Source organism: Marinobacter sp. X15-166B (assembly GCF_001752365.1).
Taxonomy (GTDB): Bacteria; Pseudomonadota; Gammaproteobacteria; order Pseudomonadales; family Oleiphilaceae; genus Marinobacter.
The window spans coordinates 316,265-340,178 of sequence record NZ_MEIY01000001.1 but is presented as its reverse complement, the minus strand read 5'-3'; the positions used below and the strand labels follow the sequence as shown (position 1 = coordinate 340,178).

The following is a 23,914-nucleotide window of genomic DNA, read 5'->3' as shown; positions in this document are numbered from 1 at the left end:
ACAACGGCGGATTATTGGTGGAAAGCGGTGCCATGAAAAATCAACAACAGGCCATGCTGTTCGGTTTGGGGGCCGTGTTGCTCTGGTCGACCGTGGCGACGGCGTTCAAGCTGGCGCTGCGCCAGCTGTCGCCGGTGCAGATGCTGTTCATCGCTTGCAGCGCCTCGGTGCTGGTGCTGGCGGCTATTCTGGTCGTGCAGCGCCGCTGGCATCTGGTGACCTCATTGAGTCGCCGGCAGTACCTGCAGTCGGTGGCCATGGGGCTGATCAATCCCTGTCTGTATTATTTTCTGTTGTTTGGTGCCTTCGACCGGTTGCCGGCCCAGGAGGCCCAGCCGCTCAACTACACGTGGGCGCTGGTGCTGGCCTACTTGTCGGTGCCCTTCCTGGGGCAGCGGCTGCGGACGCTGGACATAGCCGCGGGTCTGGTGTGTTACAGCGGCGTGGTGGTGATCGCCACCCGCGGTGATGTGCTGGGATTACGTTTTTCGGACCCCGTGGGGGTGGCGCTGGCGCTGGGTAGTACGCTGGTGTGGGCATCCTACTGGATTCTGGCCACCCGTGACCGCCGCGATCCGGTGGTTGGCCTGTTTCTGAATTTCCTGTGCGGCCTGCCGGTCATCGCCACGGCGGTCGCGCTGACCGACGGATTCGCCTTTGCGGCATCGGTGGGTGTGGCCAGTGCGGTCTATGTGGGTGTGTTTGAAATGGGGGTGGCCTTCGTGCTCTGGTCGCACGCCTTGAAACGGGCCGAGCATACCGCCCGAGTGAGCAATCTGATTTTTATATCGCCTTTTTTGTCGCTGGTGTTGATCGCGGTAATTCTTGGCGAAGTGATCCGGCAGTCAACCTATGTGGGGCTGGGGTTGATCATCGCCGGTCTGTGGTTGCAGCAGTTGCGGCAGCGGCGGGTGCGACAGAAGGCGGGGGTGCTGTGAGCGACTGGCATTTGTATCTGGTGAGAACCGCCCGGGGTACCTTGTACACGGGTATTACCACCGATGTGGCGCGGCGTTTTGCCGAACATCAGGCGGGCGCGCCCAAAGGCGCGCGCAGCTTGCGTGGCAAAGGCCCCTTGACCCTGGAGTATTATACCCGGGTTGCCAACCGGCGGGTGGCCGCGCAAGTCGAATGGCGCATCAAACAGTGGCCCCGGGCACGCAAGGAAGCGCTGATCCGCGGCGAGCAGCCCTTGCCCTCCACCGACTGACACGCCGGGGGTCCTCCGGTCGCGCTGGTATGCTAATCTGCTGGTTCGTTGTTAATCACCATGACAGGCGTGTAACTCTACGTGTACTGGAAAACCGATACCATAGACATTCCCCAGTGGGACCGTGAGTCACTGCTGGCCCGGATCAGTGCGTTTGATCCGCAGGGTCAGCCCGGACTGGAGGCCGAGTCGGAGGAATATTGTCGTTACTACGGGCTGGATTTGTGGGTAGAGCACCCCGAGGTGGCTTACCACCAGGGGTATGTCGATGCCAGTGGACACCGGATTGTTGTGCATTATTATCGCTTGCCTGCGCACCAGAAGCCCAAGGGTACCGTCTTCATCCTGCACGGTTATTTTGATCACGTAGGTCTGTACAGCCAGTTGATTGACTGGTGTCTGGGGGCGGGGTACGACGTACTCGCCTACGACCAGCCCGGGCATGGCCTGTCCAGTGGCACCCCGGCGGCGATCAGCAGTTTCATCGAGTACCAGACGGTATTGGCGGATGTGATGGCCCAGGTGGCCCAGGGCATACGCCAGCCCTGGTACGCGGTCGGGCAGAGTACCGGTGGCGCCATATTGATGGACTATCTGCTCTCGAATCACCACGATACGGACAGTTCTGCGTTCCGCAAAGTGGTGCTGCTGGCACCCCTGATCCGGCCCGCGGGCTGGGTCGGCGCACGGATGCTGCACAGCATGCTGCGGTTGTTTATCAAACGCTGGCGGCGTCTTTTTTCCCAGAACAGTGGCAACATGCGTTTTTTGCGGTTTCTGAAAGAACGGGACCCGCTGCAGGCGCGGGCGATTCATGTGGACTGGGTCTCAGCATTGCGGCAATGGGTGCCGCATATTGAAGGCGCCCGGCCGGTGAGTTTTCCGGTCACCGTGGTTCAGGGGGAAAAAGATCTCACCGTGGACTGGCAACACAACCTGCGGATTATCCGCAATAAATTTTCGGCTGTGGATGAGTTGAAACTGCCCGACGGGCGTCACCATCTGGTGAACGAAGCCCCGGGCTTGCAACGGGTGGTGTTCAGCACCATCACGGACACATTTGACCGTGATCACGATGCGGCGCCCGAAAGGCGCAGCTGAAGGGGTCACGCACTTCAACATGTATTAGGGGTATGCAGTGAAAAAGACAGTTCTGGCTTTTGCGGTAGCGGCTACAGCGTTGAGTGGGTGCATGACCTACGACCCATACAGCGGCGAGCAGAAAACCTCCCACGCCACCAAAGGCAGCATCATTGGGGCAATCGGCGGTGCCGCCGTGGGTGCCGCAACCTCCAGCAGAAGCGATCGTGGCAAGGGTGCACTGATCGGTGCCGCCGGCGGCGCGGCCGTCGGTGGCGGCATAGGTTATTACATGGATCGCCAGGAAGCCGAGTTGCGCCATAAGCTGGAGGGCACCGGGGTGCGGGTGGTGCGTAACGGCGACCAGATCGATCTGGTCATGCCCGGCAACATCACCTTCGATGTTAACCAGTCGTCTATCCGGCCCTCGTTTACCGGGGTGTTGGAGTCGGTCGCGCTGGTGTTGGCCAAATTCGATAAGACCACCATCCAGATTGAAGGTCACACCGACAGCACGGGCGCCCAGAGCTACAATCAGCTGCTGAGCGAGCGTCGTGCCGGTTCCGTACGGGATTTCCTGCTCAATCAGGGCGTTGCTCCGCAGCGTACCCGGGCAGTGGGTTACGGGCCACGCTATCCGATTGCCTCCAACGACAGCGCGGCTGGTCGGGAGCAGAACCGTCGGGTTGAGCTGAGCCTGATCCCAACCCGGTAAGGGCGGGGCTTTCAGCCAGGCATAAAAAAAGACCTCCGCGGAGGTCTTTTTTTGTCCGCTGATAACAGCGGGTCATACCCAGCCGGGGACAGGGCTCAGAACAGTACGCGGCAGCGGATAGTCCCTTTGACCGATTTGAGTTTGGCCAGCGCCAGCTCGCCGTATTCCTTGTCGACGTCAATCACCACATAACCGATGTCTTCCTTGGTTTGCAGGTACTGACCGCAAATGTTGATGCCACTGTCTGAAAACACCTGGTTGATCTCTGACAGCACCCCGGGCACGTTTTCGTGGATGTGCAGCAGACGATGCTGGTTCGGGTGAGACGGCAGCGCCACTTCCGGGAAATTGACCGACGACACGGAGGTGCCGTTGTCACTGTACATGGCCAGTTTTTCGGCCACTTCACGGCCGATGTTTTCCTGCGCCTCGATGGTGGACCCGCCCACGTGGGGCGTGAGGATGACGTTGTCGAATTCACGCAGGGGCGAGACGAACTCTTCGTCGTTGGATTTGGGCTCCACCGGGAATACGTCAATGGCGGCACCCAGCAGCTTACCGCTGCGGAGCGTGTCCGCGAGGGCATCGATATCCACCACGGTACCGCGGGAAGCGTTGATCAGAATGCTGCCCGGCTTCATCTGGGCAAACTGCTCGGCACCCATCATGTCCTTGGTGGCCGGCGTTTCCGGCACGTGCAGACTGACCACATCGGCAATGTTCAGCAGCTCCTGCAAGGTGCCCACCTGAGTGGCGTTTCCGATGCTCAGTTTGGAAACCACGTCGTAGAAGTACACGTCCATGCCCAGGGATTCGGCCAGCACGCTGAATTGGGTACCGATGTTGCCGTAGCCAATGATGCCCAGCTTTTTGCCGCGAATTTCGTAACTGTCCTTGGCGGACTTGTACCAGTCACCCCGGTGCGCCCGGGCGCTTTTCTCGGGGACGCCGCGCAGCAGCAAAATGGCCTGCGCCAGCACCAGCTCGGCAACGCTGCGGGTGTTGGAGAAAGGCGCATTGAATACCGCGATGCCGCGGCGGGTAGCGGCCTGGAGGTCTACCTGGTTGGTCCCGATACAGAAGCAGCCGACCGCCACCAGCTTCCTGGCCGCGGCAAAGATTTCCTCGGTCAGCTGGGTTCTCGAGCGGATTCCCACGAAGTGAGCGTCGGAGATCTTCTCGATCAGCTCGTCTTCAGCCAATGAATGGGTGAGGTACTCGATGTTGGTGTAACCAGCGGCATTCAGGGTATCAATTGCGGATTGATGCACACCCTCAAGCAGCAGAATGCGGATTTTGCTCTTTTCGAGAGACGTATTTGACATGGGCTTGCTTCCAGACCTTTCGTCGCGTCGTATGACTGTGAGGAGACCCCTGCAAGGCAGCTGCGCCAGCCGACAGGGCGGGCAGGCTCGCAGAACAGGAGCGATATGATACCATAATCCGAAACTTTCGCAGTGTGTCATATCACCTGAATCAACTGTTTGGCCTGATTGAGCCCCACAATTACGATGAGACCTGAAAATTCATGAATGATGAACAGATCATAGCCACACTGAAAACCCTGGTAGACGAGGGCAAGGTACTGACCGACCCGTCTGATCTGGATACCTACGGCAAGGACTGGACCAAAATCTATGCGCCCAGGCCCCTGGCCATCGTCTTTCCAAAAACCACGGAGCAGGTCCAGGCGCTGGTCAGATTTGCCAATGAGCATCAGGTGGCGCTGGTACCTTCCGGCGGGCGCACCGGGCTGAGCGCCGGCGCTGTGGCGGCCAACGGCGAGGTGGTGGTGGCGTTCGATTACATGAACCAGATCCTCGATTTCAATGCCAGCGACCGTCTGGTCCGCTGTCAGGCGGGGGTGGTAACCGAGCAGCTGCAGACCTTCGCCGACGACAACGGCCTGTATTACCCGGTCGATTTTGCCTCAGCCGGGTCCAGTCAGCTGGGTGGCAACCTGTCCACCAACGCCGGCGGTATCAAGGTGATCCGCTATGGCATGAGCCGTGACTGGGTGGCGGGGCTGAAAGTGGTGACCGGTAACGGCGACATCCTGGAGCTGAACAAGGATCTGGCCAAAAACAACACCGGCTACGATCTGCGGCATTTGTTTATCGGTGCCGAGGGAACCCTGGGCTTTATTACCGAAGCCACCATGAGGCTGACCCGCAAACCCGACAATCTGACCGTGCTGGTGCTGGGCCTCAATGACCTGACCAACACCATGGACGTGTTGCAGAGTTTCCAGCAGCAGCTGGATCTGACCGCCTATGAGTTTTTCTCCCATGCGGCCATGCAGTACGTACTCGACCACGGCCAGGTGCAGGAGCCGTTTGCAACCGAAGCGCCTTATTACGCCCTGCTGGAATTTGAAGCCGTGTCCGACGAGGTGATGGACAGCGCCATGGCAACGTTTGAGCGGTGTGTGGACAACGGCTGGGTGCTGGACGGGGTGATCAGCCAGAGTGAAACCCAGGCCTACAACCTGTGGCAGTTGCGTGAACGCATCTCCGAATCCATCGCCCCGCGGACCCCCTACAAGAACGATATTTCGGTGGTGGTGTCCAAGGTGCCGGCGTTTTTGCGGGAAATCGACGCTCTGGTGGCGGAGCAGTATCCGGACTTTGAGATCATCTGGTTCGGCCACATCGGTGATGGCAACCTGCATCTGAATATCCTCAAACCCGAGGACATGGCCAACGAGGACTTCTTCGAGAAGTGCCAGCAGGTCAACACGTGGGTGTTCGAAATCGTGGCGCGCTATAACGGCAGCGTGTCGGCGGAACACGGTGTGGGCATGACCAAAAAAGATTACCTGCAATACACCCGCAGTCCGGCAGAGATTGCCTACCTGCGCGGCATCAAGCAGGTGTTCGACCCCAACGGCATCATCAACCCCGGCAAGATATTCGACTGATGAAAGAGCATATTGTTGTCCTTACCGGGGCCGGCGTCAGTGCCGAGAGCGGCCTGTCGACGTTTCGCGACAACGGCGGACTGTGGGAGGAGCACAGCGTTTACGAGGTGGCTACGCCGGAAGCCTTCGCCCGCGACAAAGAGCTGGTGCTGAGGTTTTATAACGCCCGGCGGCGCCAGCTGGCAACGGCCCGGCCCAACGCTGCCCACCGTCTGCTGGCTGAACTGGAGGACCGTTACCGGGTCAGCATCGTCACCCAGAATGTGGACGATCTGCACGAGCGTGCCGGCTCCACGCGGGTGCTGCACCTGCATGGCGAGCTGACCAAAGCCCGCAGTACCGGCTACCCGGATCTGGTTTACGACATTGGTTTTGAAGACATCCAGCCGGACGACACCTGCGAGCAGGGCACCGCCTTGCGACCGCATATTGTCTGGTTCGGGGAAGACGTGCCGATGATAGAGGTGGCCGCCGAGGTGGTGGCGTCCGCCGATCACCTGCTGATCGTGGGAACCTCATTGCAGGTGTATCCGGCGGCCGGGCTGGTGCATCTGGTGGGGGACGGGGTGCCGGTCACCGTGGTTGATCCCGGCGAGCCAGCCTCGGTGTCCAGGGCCCGGGTGATCCGTAAAACGGCCAGCGAAGGGGTGGCCGAATGGGTGAACGAGTACCTCTGAACCCATCCGGACACGCCCACCGGCGCGGGGTCAGGCCGGGCGGCGGTCCACCATGTTGGTGGCCACGCCTTTGGCCACCACCTTGCCGTCAACGCTGCAAATGGTCTCGAGGGTGACGCGGCGGCGCTTGTCGTCGATTTCGGTAACGGTGACGCTGGCGTCCACCGTATCACCGATAAACACCGGTGCCCGGAAGCTGAGGTGCTGGTCCAGATAGATGGCCCCGGGGCCGGGCAGGCGGGTCCCCAGTACCGCCGAAATCAGCGCCGCGCTCAGCATGCCGTGGGCAATGCGCTGTTTGAACATGGTGCCGGCGGCGTATTCGGCGTCCAGATGGACCGGGTTGGTGTCGCCTGACACCTCGGCAAACTTGACAATATCGGCCTCGGTGACCGTCTTGGCGAGGCTGGCGGTCATGCCGACGCTCAGGTCCTCCAGGTAATAGCCGTGCAAATCTTCCATAACTGCATCTCCAGAAGTCAGAAACAAGCGGATAATATAGTGGTATTGACCCTGCAAACCAAGCGCTCATATGGGGAGAGCACATGGTTGCGGTGACACGGCTGACCCCGCATTCCCCATTAAGTGCTCCGGCCGGGCCGCCGGGCCGGTGTCGTCTCCTGCCGTGCATCCGCCGCCGCGGCAGCGCTCAGGGGTGTAAGTAGGCGGCCAGCGCGTCGCGAAAGTTGGCTTCCACCCCCAGGCGTTTCAGCATCCAGTAGTGGCCGGCGATCATGCGATCGATGAAGATACTTTCCACCGGCGGCTGGAACGACTCGAGGTGCTGAAATACGGTGCTGGTTTTGGCGGCCACCGCCTTGTGGAGGGTGGAGTCTGCGAACCGGTAGGGGGTGGCCGATTCGAACGGCTGGATCAGAATGTCCCGCCACATGGCGTAATAGGCTTCATCAACGGCGGGCTGGCCTTCAATCCGGGCCCCCAGATCGATCAGGTGACGGTCCAATGCCTGGTAGTCTTCTTCCAGAGCCGCAATCAGGGCATTGCGATAGGCCGCCACAATTTCCGGTCTGAGCTTTTTTACACAGCCGAAATCGTACATGACGATGGTCCCATCCGGCCGATAGGCGAAGTTGCCGGCGTGGGGGTCGCCGTGGATGCACTGAAACCGGAACAGCTGATCCGCCATGGTGGTGAAGATGCGGTGGCCGATGGTGTTGATGGTTTCCTGGCCGTAGCGCGCGGGGGTGACTGCATTGACGTGGTCGCCTTCTTCCAGTACCAGGGTGAGCACCCGGCGGGTGGAGTGGCTGGCGATCACTGCGGGGATCACCACCCAGCTGTCGTTGCGGTGAAATTCGCGGAACAGTTCCAGATTGCGGGCCTCGTTCTCGTAATCCAGCTCCTCCTTGAGGCGCACGCGGATTTCTGCAAACAGCTGGTCAACGCTGTCCCTGGGCATTTTCAGCAGACCGCCCAGCTTGAGCGCCAGCCGCAGTTGCTGCAGATCCGAGTCGCAGGACTCGTCCACCCCGGGGTATTGCACCTTGACGATCACGTCGGTGCCATCGTGCAGGCGGGCCCGGTGCACCTGGCCAATGGAGGCGGCGGCGTAGGGGGCTTCCTGCAGGTACTCGAACAACTCGCCCACCGGTTGGCCCAGCTCGGCTTCGATTTGCGCGAGAATCACCTCAAAGGGCATGGGGGGCGCTTCTTTTTGCAGCTTTTGCAGCGCCTCCGAAAACTCGGGTGGCAAAAAGTCCTGGGTCTGGGAGGCAATCTGACCCACTTTCATGACCGCGCCTTTGAGCTCGCCCAACGTATCGGTAATCTGCTCCGCCATTTTGGTGTAATGGTCCCGGCGCTGCTGGTCGCTGTCCGGCTGACCCAGCAGGCGGCGGGCGCGCTGGCCGGCGTACTGACCGGCGACGGATGCGGTCATGCCCGCCAGCTTGAGAAAGCGCCCGCGGCGGGAGGTCACCGGTTTCTTTGGCATAAGACTGGCCTAGGCCACCGTGGTTTCCACAAACAGCTGGTCTTCCAGTTCCAGGGACAGCGTTTGCCCCCGGGCAAGCGGACCAACCCCCGCGGGTGTGCCGGTGAGCACCACGTCGCCGGGCTGCAACGAAAACTGGGTGCTGATGTGGGCGATCAACGGCATCACCGGGGTCAGCATATCGTCCGTGTTGCCGGTCTGCTGACGTTTGCCATCGATATCCAGGGTGAAGGTGATGGGGGTGTGAGGCAGCCGGTCAGCGGCAATAAACGGGGACAAGGGGCAGGCTCCGTCAAACGCTTTGGCCCGTTCCCAGGGGTGCCCCTTTTCTTTGAGTTCGCTCTGCAGGTCGCGCAGGGTCAGATCCAGCGCCAGCCCGTATCCCAGAATCGCCTGGGCCGCCTCGCTGGCAGTGGCGTTGGTGAGCGGACGGCTGATCAGGACCGCCAGTTCGGCTTCAAAATGCACCGGGCCGCGGCCTTCGGGCAGCAGCAACGGGCGGGTGAGGTGCACCGCCGCCGACGCGGGTTTGATGAATAACAGCGGGGTATCCGGCACCGGGTTGTTCAGTTCGCGGGCGTGTTCGGCGTAGTTGCGGCCCACGCAGACGATCTTGCCCAGTGGCAAATGCACCGGGGTTCCATCCTTCCAATGATGCGCATAGTCTGGCATTCGATCGCTCCTGTAGCGCTGGTTTTGATACGGCGATTATTCGTCCTCAAACGCACACACAGTGTAAACGGCCAAACCTTCGGCACGCAGTTTGGCGGAGCCGCCCAGATCCGGCAGGTCGATCATTGCGGCCACCTCCACAATATCGGCCCCGATGCGCCGAATCAACCGGGCAGCGGCCAGCATGGTCCCCCCTGTGGCAATCAGGTCGTCCACCAGCACCACCTTGTCGCCGGGACGGAAAGCGTCTTTGTGCAGTTCCACCGACGCCGTGCCGTATTCCAGCTGATAGTCTTCCACCAGCGTATCAAACGGCAGTTTGCCCTTTTTGCGCACCAGCACCAGACTGGCGTTGAGTTCGTACGCCAGTGCAGAACCGATGATAAACCCCCGGGCGTCGACCGCCGCCACCGCGTCGATCTGCTGCCCGTGATAGCGGTGGACAAAGGCGTCAATCAGTTTGCGGAACGCGGTGCGGTCTTGCAGGACCGTGGTGATGTCGCGAAACGCCACGCCCGGCTTGGGCCAGTCAGGCACAGTGCGGATGGCTTGTTTGATGCTTTCGGAAAAATAGCTCATAACCCGGGCACGTATAGAAAGGTAAATTTAAGAATAAACACCAGCGCAATAATTGCCACACTGACACTGAGTTGATTCCAGCGACCGCTGAGCATTTTCAACAGTGCATAGGTGATAAAGCCCAGCGCGATCCCGTTGGCAATCGAAAACGTCAGCGGCATCATCAGTGCGGTGACCACCGCCGGTGCGGCTTCGGTCACGTCTTCCCAGTCAATCAGCTTCAGGCCGCTGGTCATCAGCACGGCGACATACAGCAGGGCCGGAGCCGTGGCATAGGGAGGAATAATGCTGGCGATGGGCGAGAGCAGCAGGCAGGCCAGAAACAGCAGTGCCACCACCACCGCGGTGAGCCCGGTGCGGCCGCCGGCGGCAATGCCGGCAGTGGATTCGATGTAGCTGGTGGTGGTGGAGGTGCCCAGCGCTGCGCCGGACATGGTCGCCACCGAATCACTCATCAGCGCCCGGCCCAGCCGCGGCAGGCGGCCATCCTTGTCCAGCAGCCCGCCGCGTTGGGCCGCGCCGATCAGGGTGCCCGAGGTGTCGAACAGGTCGACGAACAGAAAGGCAAACACCACACTGATCATGGTCACATTCAGCGCCCCGGCCAGATCCAGCTGCATAAAAGTCGGGGCCAGGCTGGGGGGCGCCGACACAAACCCCTTGTATTGCACCAGGCCCAGCACCATGGCGACCAGGGTAACCGCAATGATGCCGATCATGACGGCGCCGGTGACCCCCCGGTAAGCCAGCGCGCAGGTCAGCAGGAAGCCGCCGAAGAACAGCAGGGACTCGGCGGATTTGATGTCACCCAGACCCACCAGGGTGGCGGGGTTATCAATCACGACGCCGGCGTTTTTAAAGGCAATCAGCGCCAGGAAAAAACCGATCCCGGCGGAGATGCCGAACCGCAGCGACAGGGGGATGCTGTTGATGATCCACTCCCGGACGCGGAACAGACTCAAAATAAAGAACAGGAACCCGGAAATGAACACCGCCCCCAGGGCGATTTGCCAGCTGTACCCCATGCTCCCGACCACGGTGAACGAGAAAAACGCATTCAGACCCATGCCGGGGGCGAGGGCAATGGGGTAGTTGGCCCACAGCCCCATGATCAGTGTGCCAATGGTGGCAGCCAGGCAGGTGGCCACAAATATGGCACCGAAATCCATGCCGGTGCCGGACAGGATGCTCGGGTTGACCACAATGACGTACGCCATGGTGAGGAAGGTGGTAAAACCGGCAACCACTTCTTTGCGGACATTGGTGCCGTGTGCTTTGAGTTGAAACAGTCGTTCGAGCATGGAATCAGTCAGAACCTTGTCGAAAATAGGGGATACGAGGGCGCAGATCGGCCGATGGGTTTTGTGAAGAAGGCGTAATGTTACCGGCTGGACGCAGCCGCGCCAAGTGACCCGTTCTACAAACCGTGCGCCTCACCACCAAAGGTGGTGCCCGCTGTGCACAGATACGCAGGCCGGGACGCCGCAGCGCACCCGCTTGTGGGCCGCCAGATTCCGGATAGAATGACTGTTGATGCACTCACTCGTCAGGATACCCCGTGAACCAGGATGCCATTGTTGCCGCATTGATCGCCGATAAGCTTGTCTCAGACCCGGCCGGGGCGCGGGGACGGCTGCTGCGCGAAGCAGCGCGGTTGTTCCGGCAGAAGGGCTATGAGCGCACCACGGTGCGTGATCTGGCCACCTCGGTGGGCTTGCACTCCGGCAGCGTGTTTCATCATTTCCGCACCAAGGAGGACATCCTGAAGGCGGTTATGGTCGAAACCATCCGTCGCAATACCGCGTTACTGCAGGCCGCGGTGGACGCAGCCGGCAGTGACCGGGCGCGTTTGCGGGCGCTGGTCAAGGCGGAGCTGGAGTTTATCAATGGCCAGTCCGGCGAAGCCATGGCGGTGCTGGTGTTTGAGTGGCGTAGCCTGTCTGCGGCGGCCCGGGCCGAGGTGCTGGTGCTGCAGGACGGTTATGAGCAGCTGTGGCTGACCACCTTGCGCGCGCTGCACGTGGCCGGCGTGATCCGCGTCGAGCCGCGCCTGGCGCGCCGGCTGTTAACCGGCGCCTTGAGCTGGACGGTTACCTGGTATCGTCCTGAAGGCGCGGTCACGCTCGACGGGTTAACGGACCAGGTGCTGGCGCTGGTGGCGCCCCCGGTCTGAAATTGTGCGGCGGTGCCGGTCTGTTCCGGGGTATGCTATGCGCCTGGATAACCGGTGCCCGAGCGGCTTGGATGGCCTTGATGATGTGGCGACGATCACTCTGCGTTTTTCTTCTGCCGTGGCTGCTGGCAGCCTGCGGCGGCGGCTCGGAAACACCGCGCAGCGGCCCCGATATCTCCGGAACCATCATCATTGAAAGCCATACCCGGGTGGATGGCGACACCGCAGATGACACCCGGCTGAGCCGGGCCCGCAGCAACGATTCCCCGGGCGAGGCGCAGCCGCTGCCGCCCACCGGCGTGGTGGGCGGTTTTCTCAGCGCCACCGCCGGTGGCCACCCGTCAGCGGCCGGTGCCAGCCTCGCGTATCCGCGCGATGCGGTCGATTATTACCGGGTGCGGCTGGCCGCCGGCGACCAGGTGGTGCTGCACGTGTTTCCGTCCGCTGACGCTCCCGGCAACCTTCCTCCGGTGGTCGATATCCGTATCATCGGCGCCGACGGCGTGGATGTTTGCGGTGCCCACTGCACCGGTACGCCGCCGTTGATGCACGTGGTTGACGGCGCCGCCGGCAGCTTCGGGTTCTATCACCTTGCCGTCCATGCCCGCGCGGGCGGTCCGTTCCGCTACGTGGTGCGGGTGTCCTCCCCGGGCGTGGCCAACGCTGGCAGCGCCGGTTATGTTCTTCCGCAACTGGTGGTGGACGAGGCCATTGTAATCATGCAGCCGGATCCGGGCAGGGCACCGCGCAGTGCGGCCGCCGCGGGGGGCAGGCATGGAATCTTGCATGCCATGGGCGCCGGGCAAGCCCGTCCGTTGGGTCAGGCCATGTGGCAGCTGCGGCGGCAACCGCCGGTCAGGGCCCGGGGGCTTGGCTCCGCTCCCGCCCGGTCCCCGCAGGCCGATACCCTGGCGTGGATTGAGGGGCTGAACCAGCGACCCGAGGTGCAGTGGGCGGAACCGAATTATCTTTTCCGCAGCCAGCAGATCACTGCAGAGGATGAAGACCTGTATCAGCGGCAGTGGCACCTCCCGCTGATCAGCCTGCCGCTGGCCTGGCAGGCGGCACCGCAGGGTGGTCAGGGGGTCGGGGTCGCGGTGATGGATACCGGACTGTTCAATATTGACGCCACCCGCTATGGCGACTGGCACCCGGATCTGGCCGCGAACGTACCTGCCCGGAGCGGCGCTATCCTCGACTACGTATCGGCGGGACTGGATCTGGATCATGAACCCGGTCGCGACCAGAACCCCGCCGATCCCGGCGATGGCAAACCCCAGAGCAGCAGTTTTCATGGAACCCATGTGGCGGGCATTGTTGCGGCCGCAGACAACGGATTTGGGGTTATCGGCGTGGCTCCCCGGGCTACTCTGTTCCCGCTCCGCGTGTTGGGGCAGGGTGGCGTGGGCAGCGCCGCCGATCTGATCGCGGCCTTGCAGTGGGCGGCGACCCAGCACGCCATTGACGTCATTAATCTGAGTCTGGGCGGGCTGGGTCCCAGTGAGGCATTGCGACAGGCGATTGATCTGGCATACCACAACGGCAAGCTGGTGGTGGCCGCCGCCGGCAATGAAGGCTCCGATGAACCCACCTACCCGGCCGCTTTTGCCAATGTGGTGGGCGTTGGCGCCGTCGATGCGGGCCGGGTGCGGGCAGGCTACTCCAATACCGGTGCCTCGGTTGATCTGGTCGCCCCGGGCGGTGATGCCAGCCGCGATGCCAATCTGGACGGCGACGCCGACCTGATCGCCAGCAGCTGGGGCGACGATCGGGGGGGTGTGCGCCAGCCGGGCTATGCCGCCCTGCATGGCACCTCCATGGCCGCGCCCCAGGTTACGGGGGTGTACGCGCTGATGAAAGCCGCCGCGCGGTCGGCGGGCACCGAGCTTGGTCCCTCCGAGTTTTTTGCGCTGTTGCACAGTGGTGCGCTGACCGATGCGCTGGCCAATCCACGGGAGTACGGGCAGGGTCTGATCAATGGGTTAAAGGCCATAGATGCGGCGCTGGCGGGTACCATACCGACGGTGGTGGGGGTCTCGCCTGCGGCAGTGCAGCTGTCGGGGCAGCACCCGGTGCAGACAGTGACGCTCATGGTGTACCCTGAGGGCGAAACCGCGACCCTGGTTTCTCTGGATCCGCTACCGCCGTGGTTGTCCATCGCGCCCGCGCTCGTCCCCGGCGACGCACTGCCTGATACCCTGACGGTGACCGCCCGTGGCGAGCAGCTGCGTGTGAACCCCGGGCAACTGTTTCGGGCCAGCATCAGGCTGCACTATACTGCCGGAGCCGGTCAGGCTGCCCCCCAGCGGTCACTCGAATTTGCGGTGCACGCACAGTATGGCGACCCGCCAGACCAGCGGAATGCCGGCTGGCACTACGTCATCCTGACCCCCGCCGAGGGCGGTCAGCATGCTGTGGCCCAGGCCGAAGTAGCGGCGGAGCAGGGCGAGTACCGGTTCTCCTTTGCGGGTGTGGCTCCGGGGCGCTATTTTGTGGTGGCCGGCACCGACATGGACAACAATGGTATCATCTGCGAAAACGGTGAGGCCTGCGCCGAGTACCCGGTGAACGGGTTTCCCGAACCGGTGAGCATCGCCGCGGGTTCCACCGCGCGCATCCGCATGACCACCAGTTTCCGGCGGCCAGCCGTTGCGCCTCTGGCGCCGCCGCGGTACGGCTTCACCGGGTACCGGCTGTTGTCATCCGGCAGCCCGGCGGTAAAAAGTGTGCGCCGCTAACCTCCAGGAATGTAATGAAAAAACTATTTATCGCGGCCCTTGCGACGCTGACGGTGATCGCCGGTTGCGCCACCAGCCGCACCGAAACCCGCAGCGGGGCGCCTTTGGCACGACAGTTAACGGCCTCGAACCATTGTGGCCTGACCGCGCCGGGTCTGGTATACCTGAGCACCCCCGCCGGGGTGCGCCACCTGGCGGACCTGTCCGGTCAGACGCTGGCATTGGGCCCTCTGGAACAACTCGATTTCAGTCGCGAGCATCTGGTGCTGGTGGCCCTGGGGCAAAAGCCCACCGGCGGTTACGGTGTGACCCTCGCCCAGGCGGTCATAGAGTCCGGGGAGCTGCGGCTGACCGTGTCGGTGCACCAGCCGGAACCGGGTACAATGGTGACCCAGGCGCTGACCACGCCCTGCGCCGTGGTGGCGGTAACCGCCGACGACTGGCGCAAACTGGTGGTGTCGGGGCCGGAGTTCGGGCCACTGACCCACGCACGCTAAGTTTAAATTCCACATCCATTCGGGAGCTTGTTTCCATCTATGAGCCAGCAACACTACAACGCCGACGCCATTGAAGTTCTCAGCGGTCTCGATCCCGTGCGCAAGCGTCCGGGGATGTACACCGACACGAGTCGGCCCAATCATCTGGCTCAGGAAGTCATCGACAACAGTGTGGACGAAGCACTGGCCGGCCACGCCCGGCGCATTGACGTGGTGCTCCATGCCGACGGCTCCCTCAGCGTTGAAGACGATGGCCGGGGTATGCCGGTGGACGTCCACAAGGAAGAGGGCGTGCCCGGGGTGGAACTGATCCTCACCCGCCTGCACGCCGGCGGCAAATTCACCGAGGGCAATTACAGCTTTTCCGGGGGCCTGCACGGCGTGGGTGTGTCCGTGGTGAACGCCCTCTCAACCAGGCTTGAAGTCACCATCAAACGCGACGGCCAGATGCACCAAATGGCCTTTGCCGGTGGTGAAAAAACCTCGGAGCTGACGGTGGTCGATACCGTCGGCCGGCGCAATACCGGCACCAAGCTGCATTTTTACCCGGACGCCAGTTATTTTGACAGCCCGAAGTTTTCGGTCAGCCGGCTGCGCCATAACCTGCGTGCCAAAGCGGTGCTGTGCCCGGGGTTGACAGTCACCTTTGTGCAGGAACAGAGCAAAGAAAAAGACGAATGGTTCTACGAAGACGGGCTGGAGGATTATCTGCGCGGTGCGCTGGCCGGCTTTGAGCTGGTCCCGCCGGAGCCCTACACCGGCACCTTCTCGGGGAACAAGGAACACGTCGAATGGGCGCTGCAGTGGCTGCCGGAGGGCGGCGAAGCGGTGACCGAGAGTTACGTCAACCTGATCCCCACGGCTCAGGGGGGCACCCATGTGAACGGCCTGCGCACTGGCTTGCTGGAAGCCATGCGGGAGTTCTGTGAGTTCCGCAACCTGTTGCCCCGGGGGGTCAAACTGTCGCCGGAAGACATCTGGGAGCGCTGCAGCTACGTGCTGTCGTACAAGATGCAGGATCCGCAGTTTTCCGGGCAGACCAAGGAGCGGCTGTCGTCCCGGGAGGCCGCAGCGTTTGTCTCCGGCGTGGTTAAAGACGCGTTCAGCCTGTGGCTGAACCAGCACACCGACATTGCCGAAGTGCTGGCGGAACAGTTTATCGGCAACGCCCAGCGCCGTCTGCGCGCCAGTAAAAAAGTCGCCCGTAAAAAGATCACCTCGGGACCGGCTTTGCCCGGCAAGCTGGCGGACTGCGCCGGTGCGGACGCCAGCCGGGCGGAACTGTTTCTGGTGGAAGGGGATTCCGCCGGCGGCTCGGCCAAACAGGCCCGCGACCGGGAATTTCAGGCGGTGATGCCGCTGCGCGGCAAGATTCTCAACACCTGGGAGGTGGATTCCGGCCAGATTCTGGCGTCCCAGGAGGTGCATGACATTACGGTCGCCATCGGCGTCGACCCCGGCTCCGATGACCTGAGTGGCCTGCGCTACAGCAAAGTGTGCATTCTGGCGGATGCGGATTCCGACGGTCTGCACATTGCCACCTTGCTGTGTGCGTTGTTTGTCAAGCACTTCCGGCCTCTGGTCGCCGCCGGCCATGTGTTTGTGGCCATGCCCCCGCTGTACCGGGTCGATCTGGGCAAAGAAACCTACTACGCCCTCGACGAGCACGAAAAAACCGGCATTCTCGACCGTCTGGAAGCGGAAAAGCGCCGCGGCAAAATCTCGGTCACCCGCTTCAAGGGTCTGGGTGAGATGAACCCCCTGCAGCTGCGGGAGACCACCATGGCCCCGGATACCCGCCGGCTGGTGATGCTGACCCTGGAAGAGGGCGACGACACCGATGAAAGCATGGACATGCTGCTCGGCAAGCGCCGCGCCTCCGACCGGCGGGCCTGGCTGGAGAGCTATGGCAACCTGGCGGAAGTTGGCAGTTAAAGTGAGACTTTCGTCACATTTACGATAATTTAACCTTCGGTATATTTGGCGGGTTGAAAAGGCAAATCTGCCTAAAGGCAGAGACGCAAAGTCACCGGTCTAACGGGGTACACCCTCCAAGACAGCGGGACCGTCAACACGCTATGAGATTCTCTGGGCACGACTCCTTCGTGTTCCTGACTTCGCCAGCACACTTCGAGGCTCCCCGGCTTTAAGTTCGTCGTGTAGCTGGCCCCATGGTCGCGTTATCGGCTCCCCCTCCTGACCGGTTTAATGATCAGCGCGCGTCAAGGCCACAAGCCCCGGCGCGGCTTACCGGAGTACATTTCATGAATGCATCAAATTTTTTCCGTCACACCCATTTCCGCCGTGCGGCGCTGGCGTCGGCCGTTGTGGTGGGGGCCTTGGGGGCGGCCAGCAGTTTTGCCGCCGACGCAACCAGCAACAGCACAGCGACGGTTCTTACGCCCATCACAATTGAAACGGCGCAGCACCTGACGTTCGGTAGTTTTGCCGCCAGTGGCACCCCGGGCACGGTAACGGTTGCCACTAATGGTGACCGGTCCTTTACCGGCGGGGCTCTCAACTCCACCGTCAACGGTGCATCAACCGCCGCCCATTTCACTGTGACCGGTGAGGGTGAGTCCAATTACAGCATTAGCTGGAGTGAAAACAATACGCTGACCAGTGGTGAGAACTCCATGGCTCTCACATTGATCAGCGCTCTGACCCCCTCTGCGGCAACATCCGGGGAAGTGACCAGCGGTACCCTGTCCGCGGGCACTCAAACCATCTACCTGGGGGGTACGCTAACCGTAAGCGCTTCACAGGCGGCGGGCAGCTATGCCGGTGATGTCACGGCAACCGTCGAGTACAACTAACGACTAGTCCGCCAGTAGCCGTTAGGGAGTCAGTGACATCATGAGGTCATCTTCCTTGGCGATGGCGGTCCGGCGACTGCTGCTGGCGCTGCTGGTCGTGACCAGCAGCGCTGTCTGCGGGGCCAGTGCCGACAGCCCGGTCAGCGCCACCGTTATAGCGCCTGCCTATGCCGGCACCCGTGCGGAAACCGTCACTGATGAGCCGAGCCAGTCGGTCGCCAGCCGTTTGGTGGAGCTGGACGCTGCTTGCGTGCGCACCGTCGCTAATCCGAGTGACTGTCTTGGCCCCATGGCCGTTAGCGGCCCGCTGCGGGGTGACCCGGTGAGCGATATCCAGCTGGAACTTCTCAGCCGCGGCTCTAAGGCTGGGCAGCGAGTAAGTGTCACGATCAGCTATAACTAGTACCTCCATTTCGCGGGTTGTTAATGCATCGATATTCCACAGGAAAATTGCTGATCAAGCACAAGGCGGTCTCGCTTGCCGCGGGCATTGCTCTGCACGCCTATGTGGGTGCAGCCTACGCGGCCGATATCACCATCGAGAACACCGTGGCCCTGTCCTTCGGCAGCTTTGCAGCGGGCAGCGGCGGCACGGTGACCGTCAGTCCTGAAGACGTGCGCTCTGCCAGCGGAGGGGTTGTGTTGTTCCCCTCCGCTACGGTGATTGCGGCCGAGTTTGTCGTGCGTGGTGATCGCAATGCATCCTATACCCTTGAATTGCCGGCTAACAACAGTGTGAAACTGACTGCTCCGGGCGCGCACATGGAGCTCAAAGATTTCAGCAGCGACATTATCCGTACCAGTGGGCCTCTGACGGGATTTCTTGTCGGCGGCAGTCAGACCCACTCCATAGGCGCAACCCTGGTGGTGGGCAACGGGCAGCCCCCGGGGGACTACTCGGGCAGCTTCACGGTCACCGTGAATTACAACTGACCCTGTGCTCAACAACCCCCATTTCCTGCAAACGATGTAAAAGGCTTCTTCGATGAGTGTTAACCACCTGGCCAGACCCTCCAACACTACCGGAATATCCACAGTTACGCGGTTATGGCTTCGCTGCGCCCTGGTGATCACGCTGCTGCTGCCGGTGAGCCCGGCCCTGGCGGACCTGATGCTCTACCCGACCCGGCTGGTACTGGAAGGTAACCAGCGTACGACCCAGATCGAGCTGATCAACAATGGCAGCCAGCCGGCCACCTACCGGATTTCGCTGGTGAACAAGCGGATGGGCGAAGCCGGGGGATTTACCAACATTGATACCCCTCTGCCCGGTGAGCAGTTTGCCGACACATTGCTGCGCTATTCCCCCCGCCAGGTCACGCTGGCACCCGGAACCGGGCAGACGGTGCGCATCATGGTGCGCAAGCCGGCCAATCTGGCCGCCGGTGAGTACCGCTCGCATCTGTTGTTCAGCAAACAGCCCGACGCGGAAGGCCAGAGCAACATCGAAACCCTGGACCATGCCGACGACAGCATCGGGGTCAAAATAACCATGCTGGTGGGCGCCTCGGTGCCGGTCATCGTTCGCCATGGCAACACCCAGGCGCAAGTGACACTGACCCAGTTGGCGCTGGAGCCGGGCCGAGGCGACACCCCACCGGTGCTGGCATTCCAGCTGGAACGCAGCGGCAACCAGTCCGTTTATGGCGATCTGGCGGTGAGTTTTACCCCGCAGGGCGGTATTGAGCAGGTGATTGCCCGCGCCAACGGGGTGGCGGTGTATACACCCAACCCGCTGCGCCGGGCCAGCCTGGAGCTAAACCCGGCCGCCGGCGTGCCCTTGCGCGCCGGTGTGTTGCGGGTCACCTACCGGGAGCAAGCCAAGGACGGCGGCAAGTTAATGGCGGAGGCGTCACTGCCGTTGCCCTGATTCCACCCCGCCATGTTGGTCCTGTTCACCTTCACTGCGGCGCTGCGCCGGTGCGGACTGGTGTTGCTGGTGCTGGTGCTGGCACTGAGCGCCGGTCCTCGCTTGCTGTTGGCCCACACCGCAGAGCCGGAGCTGCTGTTGCTGGAGGTGCGCCTGGATCAGTCGGTGCTGTCCGGGGCCATTCCCGCCTACGACACCGGTGCGCATACCCTGCTGCCGCTGGGGGAGCTGGCCCGGTTGCTGACCCTCGCCATCCAGACCCGGCCCGAGGAAGGTACTGCCAGTGGTTTCGTGCTGCAGGAAGAACAGGGTTTCAGCCTCAATCTGAGTGAAGCCCGGGTCACCCGCGCGGGTGTCACCGAGGCGTTTGATCCGGCGGAGGTGCTGGCCGAGCCGGACGATTTGTACGTCGCCCGGGCATTGCTGGAGCGCTGGCTGCCGCTGGAGCTGGAGATTAACCGCAGCAGCCAGACCCTGCGGGTGCATGCCCACGAAGAGCTGCCCTTGCAAGCCCGCCTGCGACGGGAGCGCCAGGCCGAGCGGCTGGGCCGTCGGGGCGGCTATCAGGACCCGGGTTACCCCCATTACCATTCCCCTTATCGCTTGCTCAGCCTGCCATTTGTCGACCTGACCCTCGCCTCGGAGTTGCGGGGCAGTCCACAAACCGCCACGACCGACGGCCGCTATACGGCCTTTCTAGCCGGTGATTTGCTGGCCATGGAAGCGTCGGTGTATGTTAACGGCAGCAAGCAGCAGCCCACGCCCGACGTTCGCGCTACCCTGGGGCGCAACGACCCGGATGGTGGCCTGCTGGGGCCGTTGAAGGCCCGTTCCTACCGCTTTGGCAACCTGTCCGCGCCCAGTGTCAGCAACGTTTCCCGCGGCGCCGCCGGTGATGGCGTAACCGTGACTAACCGCCCCCTGAGCCAGGCCAGTCAATTTGACCGGCAAACCTTCGAGGGCGATTTGCTGCCCGGCTGGGATGTGGAGCTGTATTACAACGGGGCGCTGGTGGGATTCCAGCAGGCCGGGGAGGACGGTCGCTACCGCTTCGCCGATCAGCCATTGAGTTACGGCCGCAACGAGTTCAAGCTGGTGTTCAGTGGCCCGCTGGGGCAGAGCCGGGTGGAGCCCTACAGCTTCACCCTGGCCCAGTCGATGGTGCCACCGGGGGAGTTCCGCTACAGCTTCGCGGAGCACCGGGATGAAGATAATCAGGCCCGATCCGTGGCCCAGTTTGATCTGGGCCTGGCCCGCCATTTGTCCGCCAATGCCGGTTTTGTCCGGGCGCCGGTGGCAGGCGTCGAGCAACACTACGCCACCCTGGGGTTGCGCACCTTCTGGCAAGCCCTGAGTGTCAGCGGCGACTTTGTCCACGCCGAGGATGGCGGCTCCCTCGCCGAGCTGGGGCTGCAAACCCGGGTGGCCGGCCTGGCGATTGATGCCAGCCGCGCTCATCTGCAGGATTTTATCAGCGAAGTGTTTACCGCCAACGGTGACCTGCTGACCACCCGGGACGAGTTGCGGCTCTCTGGCGCTGTTCCCCTGGGGGCGCGCACCCGCCTGCCCATGGCGGTGACGGCAAGCCGGGATGAGCGGGCCTCGGGCGCCGCCAGCACCCGGGTCAGCCAGCGAACGTCCGCCTATGTGTGGCGCACCGCCGTCACCAACACCCTCGACTGGCAGTCATCCGGCGCCTCGGAGACGGCCTCTGGCAGTTTGAGTGTCAGCCGCCGGGTGCAGGATTTCAGTCTGCGCAGCCAGCTGGGCTATACCCTCAGCCCGGACAGCGAGCTGACCTCGCTGAGCCTGACCGCCGATAAATCCCTGGGGCAGGGTTACCGGCTGAATCTGGGGGTGGCGCACAGCTATGGGTCGGCGCTGACCAGCTACACGGTCGGTTTCAGCAAGAGCCATGGCCAGTTTGGGTTGAATCTCAATGCCCGCTACGACAGCAACGACAACTATACCGTCGGTGCCCGAGTGTCGTTGGGCCTGGGGCGCGAACCGCGCCGCTCACACTGGTTGTTCGATGCCCGCTCGGTCGCCAACTCGGGCGCGGTCTCGGCGCAGGTGTTTCTGGACGAAAACAACAACGGTGTGATGGACCCGGGGGAGCAGCCGATCGCTGACGCCGGCTTTACGGTCAACGGTGGCCGCCGCGAGGTGCGCACCAACGCCGAAGGCATCGCCCTGCTGGGCCGCTTGCCGGCTAAGCAGTATGCCGACGTCGGCCTGGACCTGGCGACCCTGGACGATCCGCAGTGGCAGCCGCAGCGCCCGGGGGCACGCCTGCTGCCCCGCCCCGGCCACGTTGCACAGCTGGAGTTTCCGGTGCGCATGACCAGCGAAATTGACGGCACCGTGTACCTGCTGAGTGGCGCAGAGGAGCGCGGTGTGGGTGGGGTTCAGCTGGAGTTACTGGATGAGCGGATGGACGTTATCGCGCAAACCACCACCGCCTGGGACGGCTTTTACATTGTCCCGGCTGTGCCCCCGGGGGACTATTGGCTGCGCGTCTCGCCCGAACAACTGCGGCGCCTGAATATGGAGGACACCGGATTCCGGGTGGTGACGGTGCCGGCGAACGGCGACTTTGTCAGCGGTATGGATCTGTGGGTGGTCTCGCCGGAGATTTGACAAACAATCTGGGGTTGTCATTATTTCTGGGGCAGTGGTATTCACTCTGAGCAAGGTTAAGGAGGGTGTATGGCTGGTGGTTGGACCCGCGATGGGGCCGTTCAGGATCAGATCGACGCCAGTGTGGAGGACGCAGTGAGTCTGGCCCGCAGTCGTCTGGGGGTGGGCGAAAGTCTGGCGCATTGCGAAGAGTGCGATGCGGTGATTCCGGAGGCGCGCCGTAATGCGTTGCCGGGAATACGCCTGTGTGTGCGGTGTCAGTCCGAACTGGAAAGTCAGCAGGCCGATCACTCCGGGATCAACCGCCGGGCCAGTAAGGACAGCCAGTTAAGGTGAGTGCTGGCACGCCAGGTGCGGGCACGATTCACTGGAAGGCCGGGAACCTATGAAGGCGTTAGTGATCATACTGGGCGTGCTTTTTATCGTTCTGCTGGTGGGTATTCCACTGCTGGAACGCTATTCCAGCAAGAGTTCCGAGGCGGGTGCAGGCAAGGATTACGGCAGTCTCAGCCGGTTTGTGCTGCCATTGGTGGCTTTGCTGATTATTGTGCAGATGATCCGTTACTGGTTCGGGTAGCGGAGAGAAAGGCGAAGTGGTTGGCTCAACCACTTCGCCAGGGAATTAGTTGTTGCTGGGGATGGCTACGGTCTCGTCAAATTCAACTTCCATGCTGACCTCAATCTGGTTGGTGAATAAATTGGGTAGACCTAGCCTAGCAACTCTGGTAGGAGTTCCAATCCGTAAAACCCACATGCGACTATAGTCACAACCCAGCAACAGGCAAAAGGCCGTCGTTTATGCGCGTTCGTAACACCCCCACACGTTATGGTAGTGTCCATATCTTCTTCCACTGGCTCATGGCGCTGGCCGTATTCGGACTGTTCGCCCTGGGTTATTACATGGTGGACCTGTCCTATTATCATCAGTGGTACACCCGCGCGCCCGCCTGGCACAAAAGCGCAGGCGTGCTGTTGCTGTTGGCGCTGTTGCTGCGCCTGGGGTGGCGCCTGGTCGACCCGCTGCCGGCACCGCTGCCCGGGCACACGCGTTGGGAGCAGGTGGCGGCCCGTGTGGCCCATCAGCTGCTGTATATACTGATGCTGGTTGCCCTGATCAGTGGGTATCTGATTACCACCGCCGATGGTTCCGCCATCGACGTGTTCGGCTGGTTCAGCGTTCCGTCGCTGACCGGGCAGGTCAAGCGGCTGGAAGATACCGCAGGGCTGGTGCATTACTGGTCCACCTGGGCGCTGGTGGTGCTGGCGATTGTGCACGGTCTGGCCGCCATCAAGCATCATTTTTTGATAAAGATGAAACCTTGCGCAGAATGTTGGGTCTGTCCCCCCGCGGGCGGTGATTCCGCTCGCACACC

General features: G+C 62.2%; 23 protein-coding genes, 1 pseudogene and 1 riboswitch. Of the genes and pseudogenes, 18 read left to right on the top strand and 6 right to left on the bottom strand.

What is annotated here, in order from left to right:
- Positions 1-32: 32 nt before the first annotated feature.
- The 4 genes from BG841_RS01595 (at position 33) to BG841_RS01580 (ending at position 3,005) form a co-directional block, all read left to right on the top strand.
- Positions 33-938 carry a DMT family transporter gene (locus BG841_RS01595; protein ID WP_070058635.1) on the top strand — a complete coding sequence of 302 codons (906 nt, stop codon included), beginning with the start codon at positions 33-35 and terminating at the stop codon, positions 936-938.
- On the top strand, positions 935-1,210 hold the full coding sequence (locus BG841_RS01590; protein ID WP_070056058.1) for a GIY-YIG nuclease family protein: 276 nt from the start codon (positions 935-937) through the stop codon (positions 1,208-1,210). The genes BG841_RS01595 and BG841_RS01590 overlap by 4 nt, the downstream gene beginning before the upstream one ends.
- Before the next feature lie 81 nt (positions 1,211-1,291).
- On the top strand, positions 1,292-2,311 hold the full coding sequence (locus tag BG841_RS01585) for an alpha/beta hydrolase (RefSeq protein WP_070056057.1): 1,020 nt from the start codon (positions 1,292-1,294) through the stop codon (positions 2,309-2,311).
- Positions 2,312-2,348: 37 nt separating this feature from the next.
- Positions 2,349-3,005, top strand: coding sequence for an OmpA family protein (locus BG841_RS01580; RefSeq protein ID WP_070056056.1), 657 nt, complete (start codon positions 2,349-2,351; stop codon positions 3,003-3,005).
- Between the two features lie 95 nt (positions 3,006-3,100).
- Here BG841_RS01580 and serA read toward each other — a convergent pair whose 3' ends face one another.
- Positions 3,101-4,330, bottom strand: coding sequence for a phosphoglycerate dehydrogenase (gene serA / locus BG841_RS01575; RefSeq protein ID WP_070056055.1), 1,230 nt, complete (start codon positions 4,328-4,330; stop codon positions 3,101-3,103).
- 203 nt (positions 4,331-4,533) lie between these two features.
- On the opposite strand from serA, the gene BG841_RS01570 reads away from it, so the two are divergent.
- Entirely contained in the window at positions 4,534-5,925 is a 1,392-nt protein-coding gene (locus BG841_RS01570) for an FAD-binding oxidoreductase (protein WP_070056054.1), read from the top strand.
- Positions 5,925-6,602, top strand: coding sequence for an SIR2 family NAD-dependent protein deacylase (locus tag BG841_RS01565; protein WP_070056053.1), 678 nt, complete (start codon positions 5,925-5,927; stop codon positions 6,600-6,602). The genes BG841_RS01570 and BG841_RS01565 overlap by 1 nt, the downstream gene beginning before the upstream one ends.
- Before the next feature lie 30 nt (positions 6,603-6,632).
- On the opposite strand, the gene BG841_RS01560 is transcribed toward BG841_RS01565, so the two are convergent.
- From BG841_RS01560 to BG841_RS01540, 5 genes are all read right to left on the bottom strand, one after another.
- Entirely contained in the window at positions 6,633-7,064 is a 432-nt protein-coding gene (locus BG841_RS01560; RefSeq protein ID WP_070056052.1) for a MaoC family dehydratase, read from the bottom strand.
- 187 nt (positions 7,065-7,251) lie between these two features.
- Positions 7,252-8,556 carry an ABC1 kinase family protein gene (locus BG841_RS01555; protein WP_070056051.1) on the bottom strand — a complete coding sequence of 435 codons (1,305 nt, stop codon included), beginning with the start codon at positions 8,554-8,556 and terminating at the stop codon, positions 7,252-7,254.
- A 9-nt stretch (positions 8,557-8,565) separates the two neighbouring features.
- Positions 8,566-9,228: a fumarylacetoacetate hydrolase family protein gene (locus BG841_RS01550; protein ID WP_070056050.1), complete on the bottom strand. Its 663-nt coding sequence runs from the start codon at positions 9,226-9,228 to the stop codon at positions 8,566-8,568.
- A gap of 36 nt (positions 9,229-9,264) precedes the next feature.
- Positions 9,265-9,807 (bottom strand): adenine phosphoribosyltransferase, encoded by a 543-nt coding sequence (locus BG841_RS01545; protein ID WP_070056049.1) that lies wholly within the window; start codon positions 9,805-9,807, stop codon positions 9,265-9,267.
- On the bottom strand, positions 9,804-11,108 hold the full coding sequence (locus BG841_RS01540; RefSeq protein WP_070056048.1) for an NCS2 family permease: 1,305 nt from the start codon (positions 11,106-11,108) through the stop codon (positions 9,804-9,806). The genes BG841_RS01545 and BG841_RS01540 overlap by 4 nt, the downstream gene beginning before the upstream one ends.
- A 257-nt stretch (positions 11,109-11,365) precedes the next feature.
- Here BG841_RS01540 and BG841_RS01535 point away from each other — a divergent pair, with 257 nt between their 5' ends.
- The 12 genes and pseudogenes from BG841_RS01535 to BG841_RS01480 all read left to right on the top strand — a co-directional run bounded on the left by BG841_RS01535 (position 11,366) and on the right by BG841_RS01480 (position 23,899).
- On the top strand, positions 11,366-11,980 hold the full coding sequence (locus BG841_RS01535; RefSeq protein WP_070056047.1) for a TetR/AcrR family transcriptional regulator: 615 nt from the start codon (positions 11,366-11,368) through the stop codon (positions 11,978-11,980).
- A gap of 80 nt (positions 11,981-12,060) precedes the next feature.
- On the top strand, positions 12,061-14,718 hold the full coding sequence (locus tag BG841_RS01530) for a S8 family serine peptidase (protein ID WP_158007586.1): 2,658 nt from the start codon (positions 12,061-12,063) through the stop codon (positions 14,716-14,718).
- A gap of 14 nt (positions 14,719-14,732) precedes the next feature.
- Positions 14,733-15,215, top strand: a complete 483-nt coding sequence (locus BG841_RS01525; protein ID WP_070056045.1) for a protease complex subunit PrcB family protein — start codon at positions 14,733-14,735, stop codon at positions 15,213-15,215.
- Positions 15,216-15,254: 39 nt separating this feature from the next.
- Positions 15,255-17,150, top strand: coding sequence for a DNA topoisomerase IV subunit B (parE, locus tag BG841_RS01520; RefSeq protein ID WP_070056044.1), 1,896 nt, complete (start codon positions 15,255-15,257; stop codon positions 17,148-17,150).
- A gap of 50 nt (positions 17,151-17,200) precedes the next feature.
- A riboswitch (cyclic di-GMP riboswitch) is annotated at positions 17,201-17,288 on the top strand.
- A gap of 191 nt (positions 17,289-17,479) precedes the next feature.
- A complete protein-coding gene (locus BG841_RS01515; RefSeq protein ID WP_070056043.1) occupies positions 17,480-18,031 on the top strand; it encodes a DUF4402 domain-containing protein in 552 nt (183 codons plus the stop codon).
- Positions 18,032-18,071: 40 nt separating this feature from the next.
- Positions 18,072-18,434 carry a hypothetical protein gene (locus tag BG841_RS01510; protein ID WP_141737043.1) on the top strand — a complete coding sequence of 121 codons (363 nt, stop codon included), beginning with the start codon at positions 18,072-18,074 and terminating at the stop codon, positions 18,432-18,434.
- Positions 18,435-18,457: 23 nt separating this feature from the next.
- The gene (locus BG841_RS01505) at positions 18,458-18,964 is read left to right on the top strand and encodes a DUF4402 domain-containing protein (protein ID WP_083260144.1); all 507 of its coding nucleotides are present in this window, start codon (positions 18,458-18,460) and stop codon (positions 18,962-18,964) included.
- 52 nt (positions 18,965-19,016) lie between these two features.
- Positions 19,017-19,901: a molecular chaperone gene (locus tag BG841_RS01500; protein ID WP_070056040.1), complete on the top strand. Its 885-nt coding sequence runs from the start codon at positions 19,017-19,019 to the stop codon at positions 19,899-19,901.
- A 12-nt stretch (positions 19,902-19,913) separates the two neighbouring features.
- On the top strand, positions 19,914-22,541 hold the full coding sequence (locus tag BG841_RS01495) for a carboxypeptidase-like regulatory domain-containing protein (RefSeq protein WP_070056039.1): 2,628 nt from the start codon (positions 19,914-19,916) through the stop codon (positions 22,539-22,541).
- Between the two features lie 69 nt (positions 22,542-22,610).
- Positions 22,611-22,877, top strand: coding sequence for a DksA/TraR family C4-type zinc finger protein (locus tag BG841_RS01490; RefSeq protein ID WP_070056038.1), 267 nt, complete (start codon positions 22,611-22,613; stop codon positions 22,875-22,877).
- A 49-nt stretch (positions 22,878-22,926) separates the two neighbouring features.
- Positions 22,927-23,118, top strand: a complete 192-nt coding sequence (locus tag BG841_RS01485) for a hypothetical protein (protein WP_070056037.1) — start codon at positions 22,927-22,929, stop codon at positions 23,116-23,118.
- Between the two features lie 221 nt (positions 23,119-23,339).
- Positions 23,340-23,899 (top strand): annotated as a pseudogene (locus BG841_RS01480) (cytochrome b).
- The last annotated feature ends 15 nt before the right edge of the window (positions 23,900-23,914 follow it).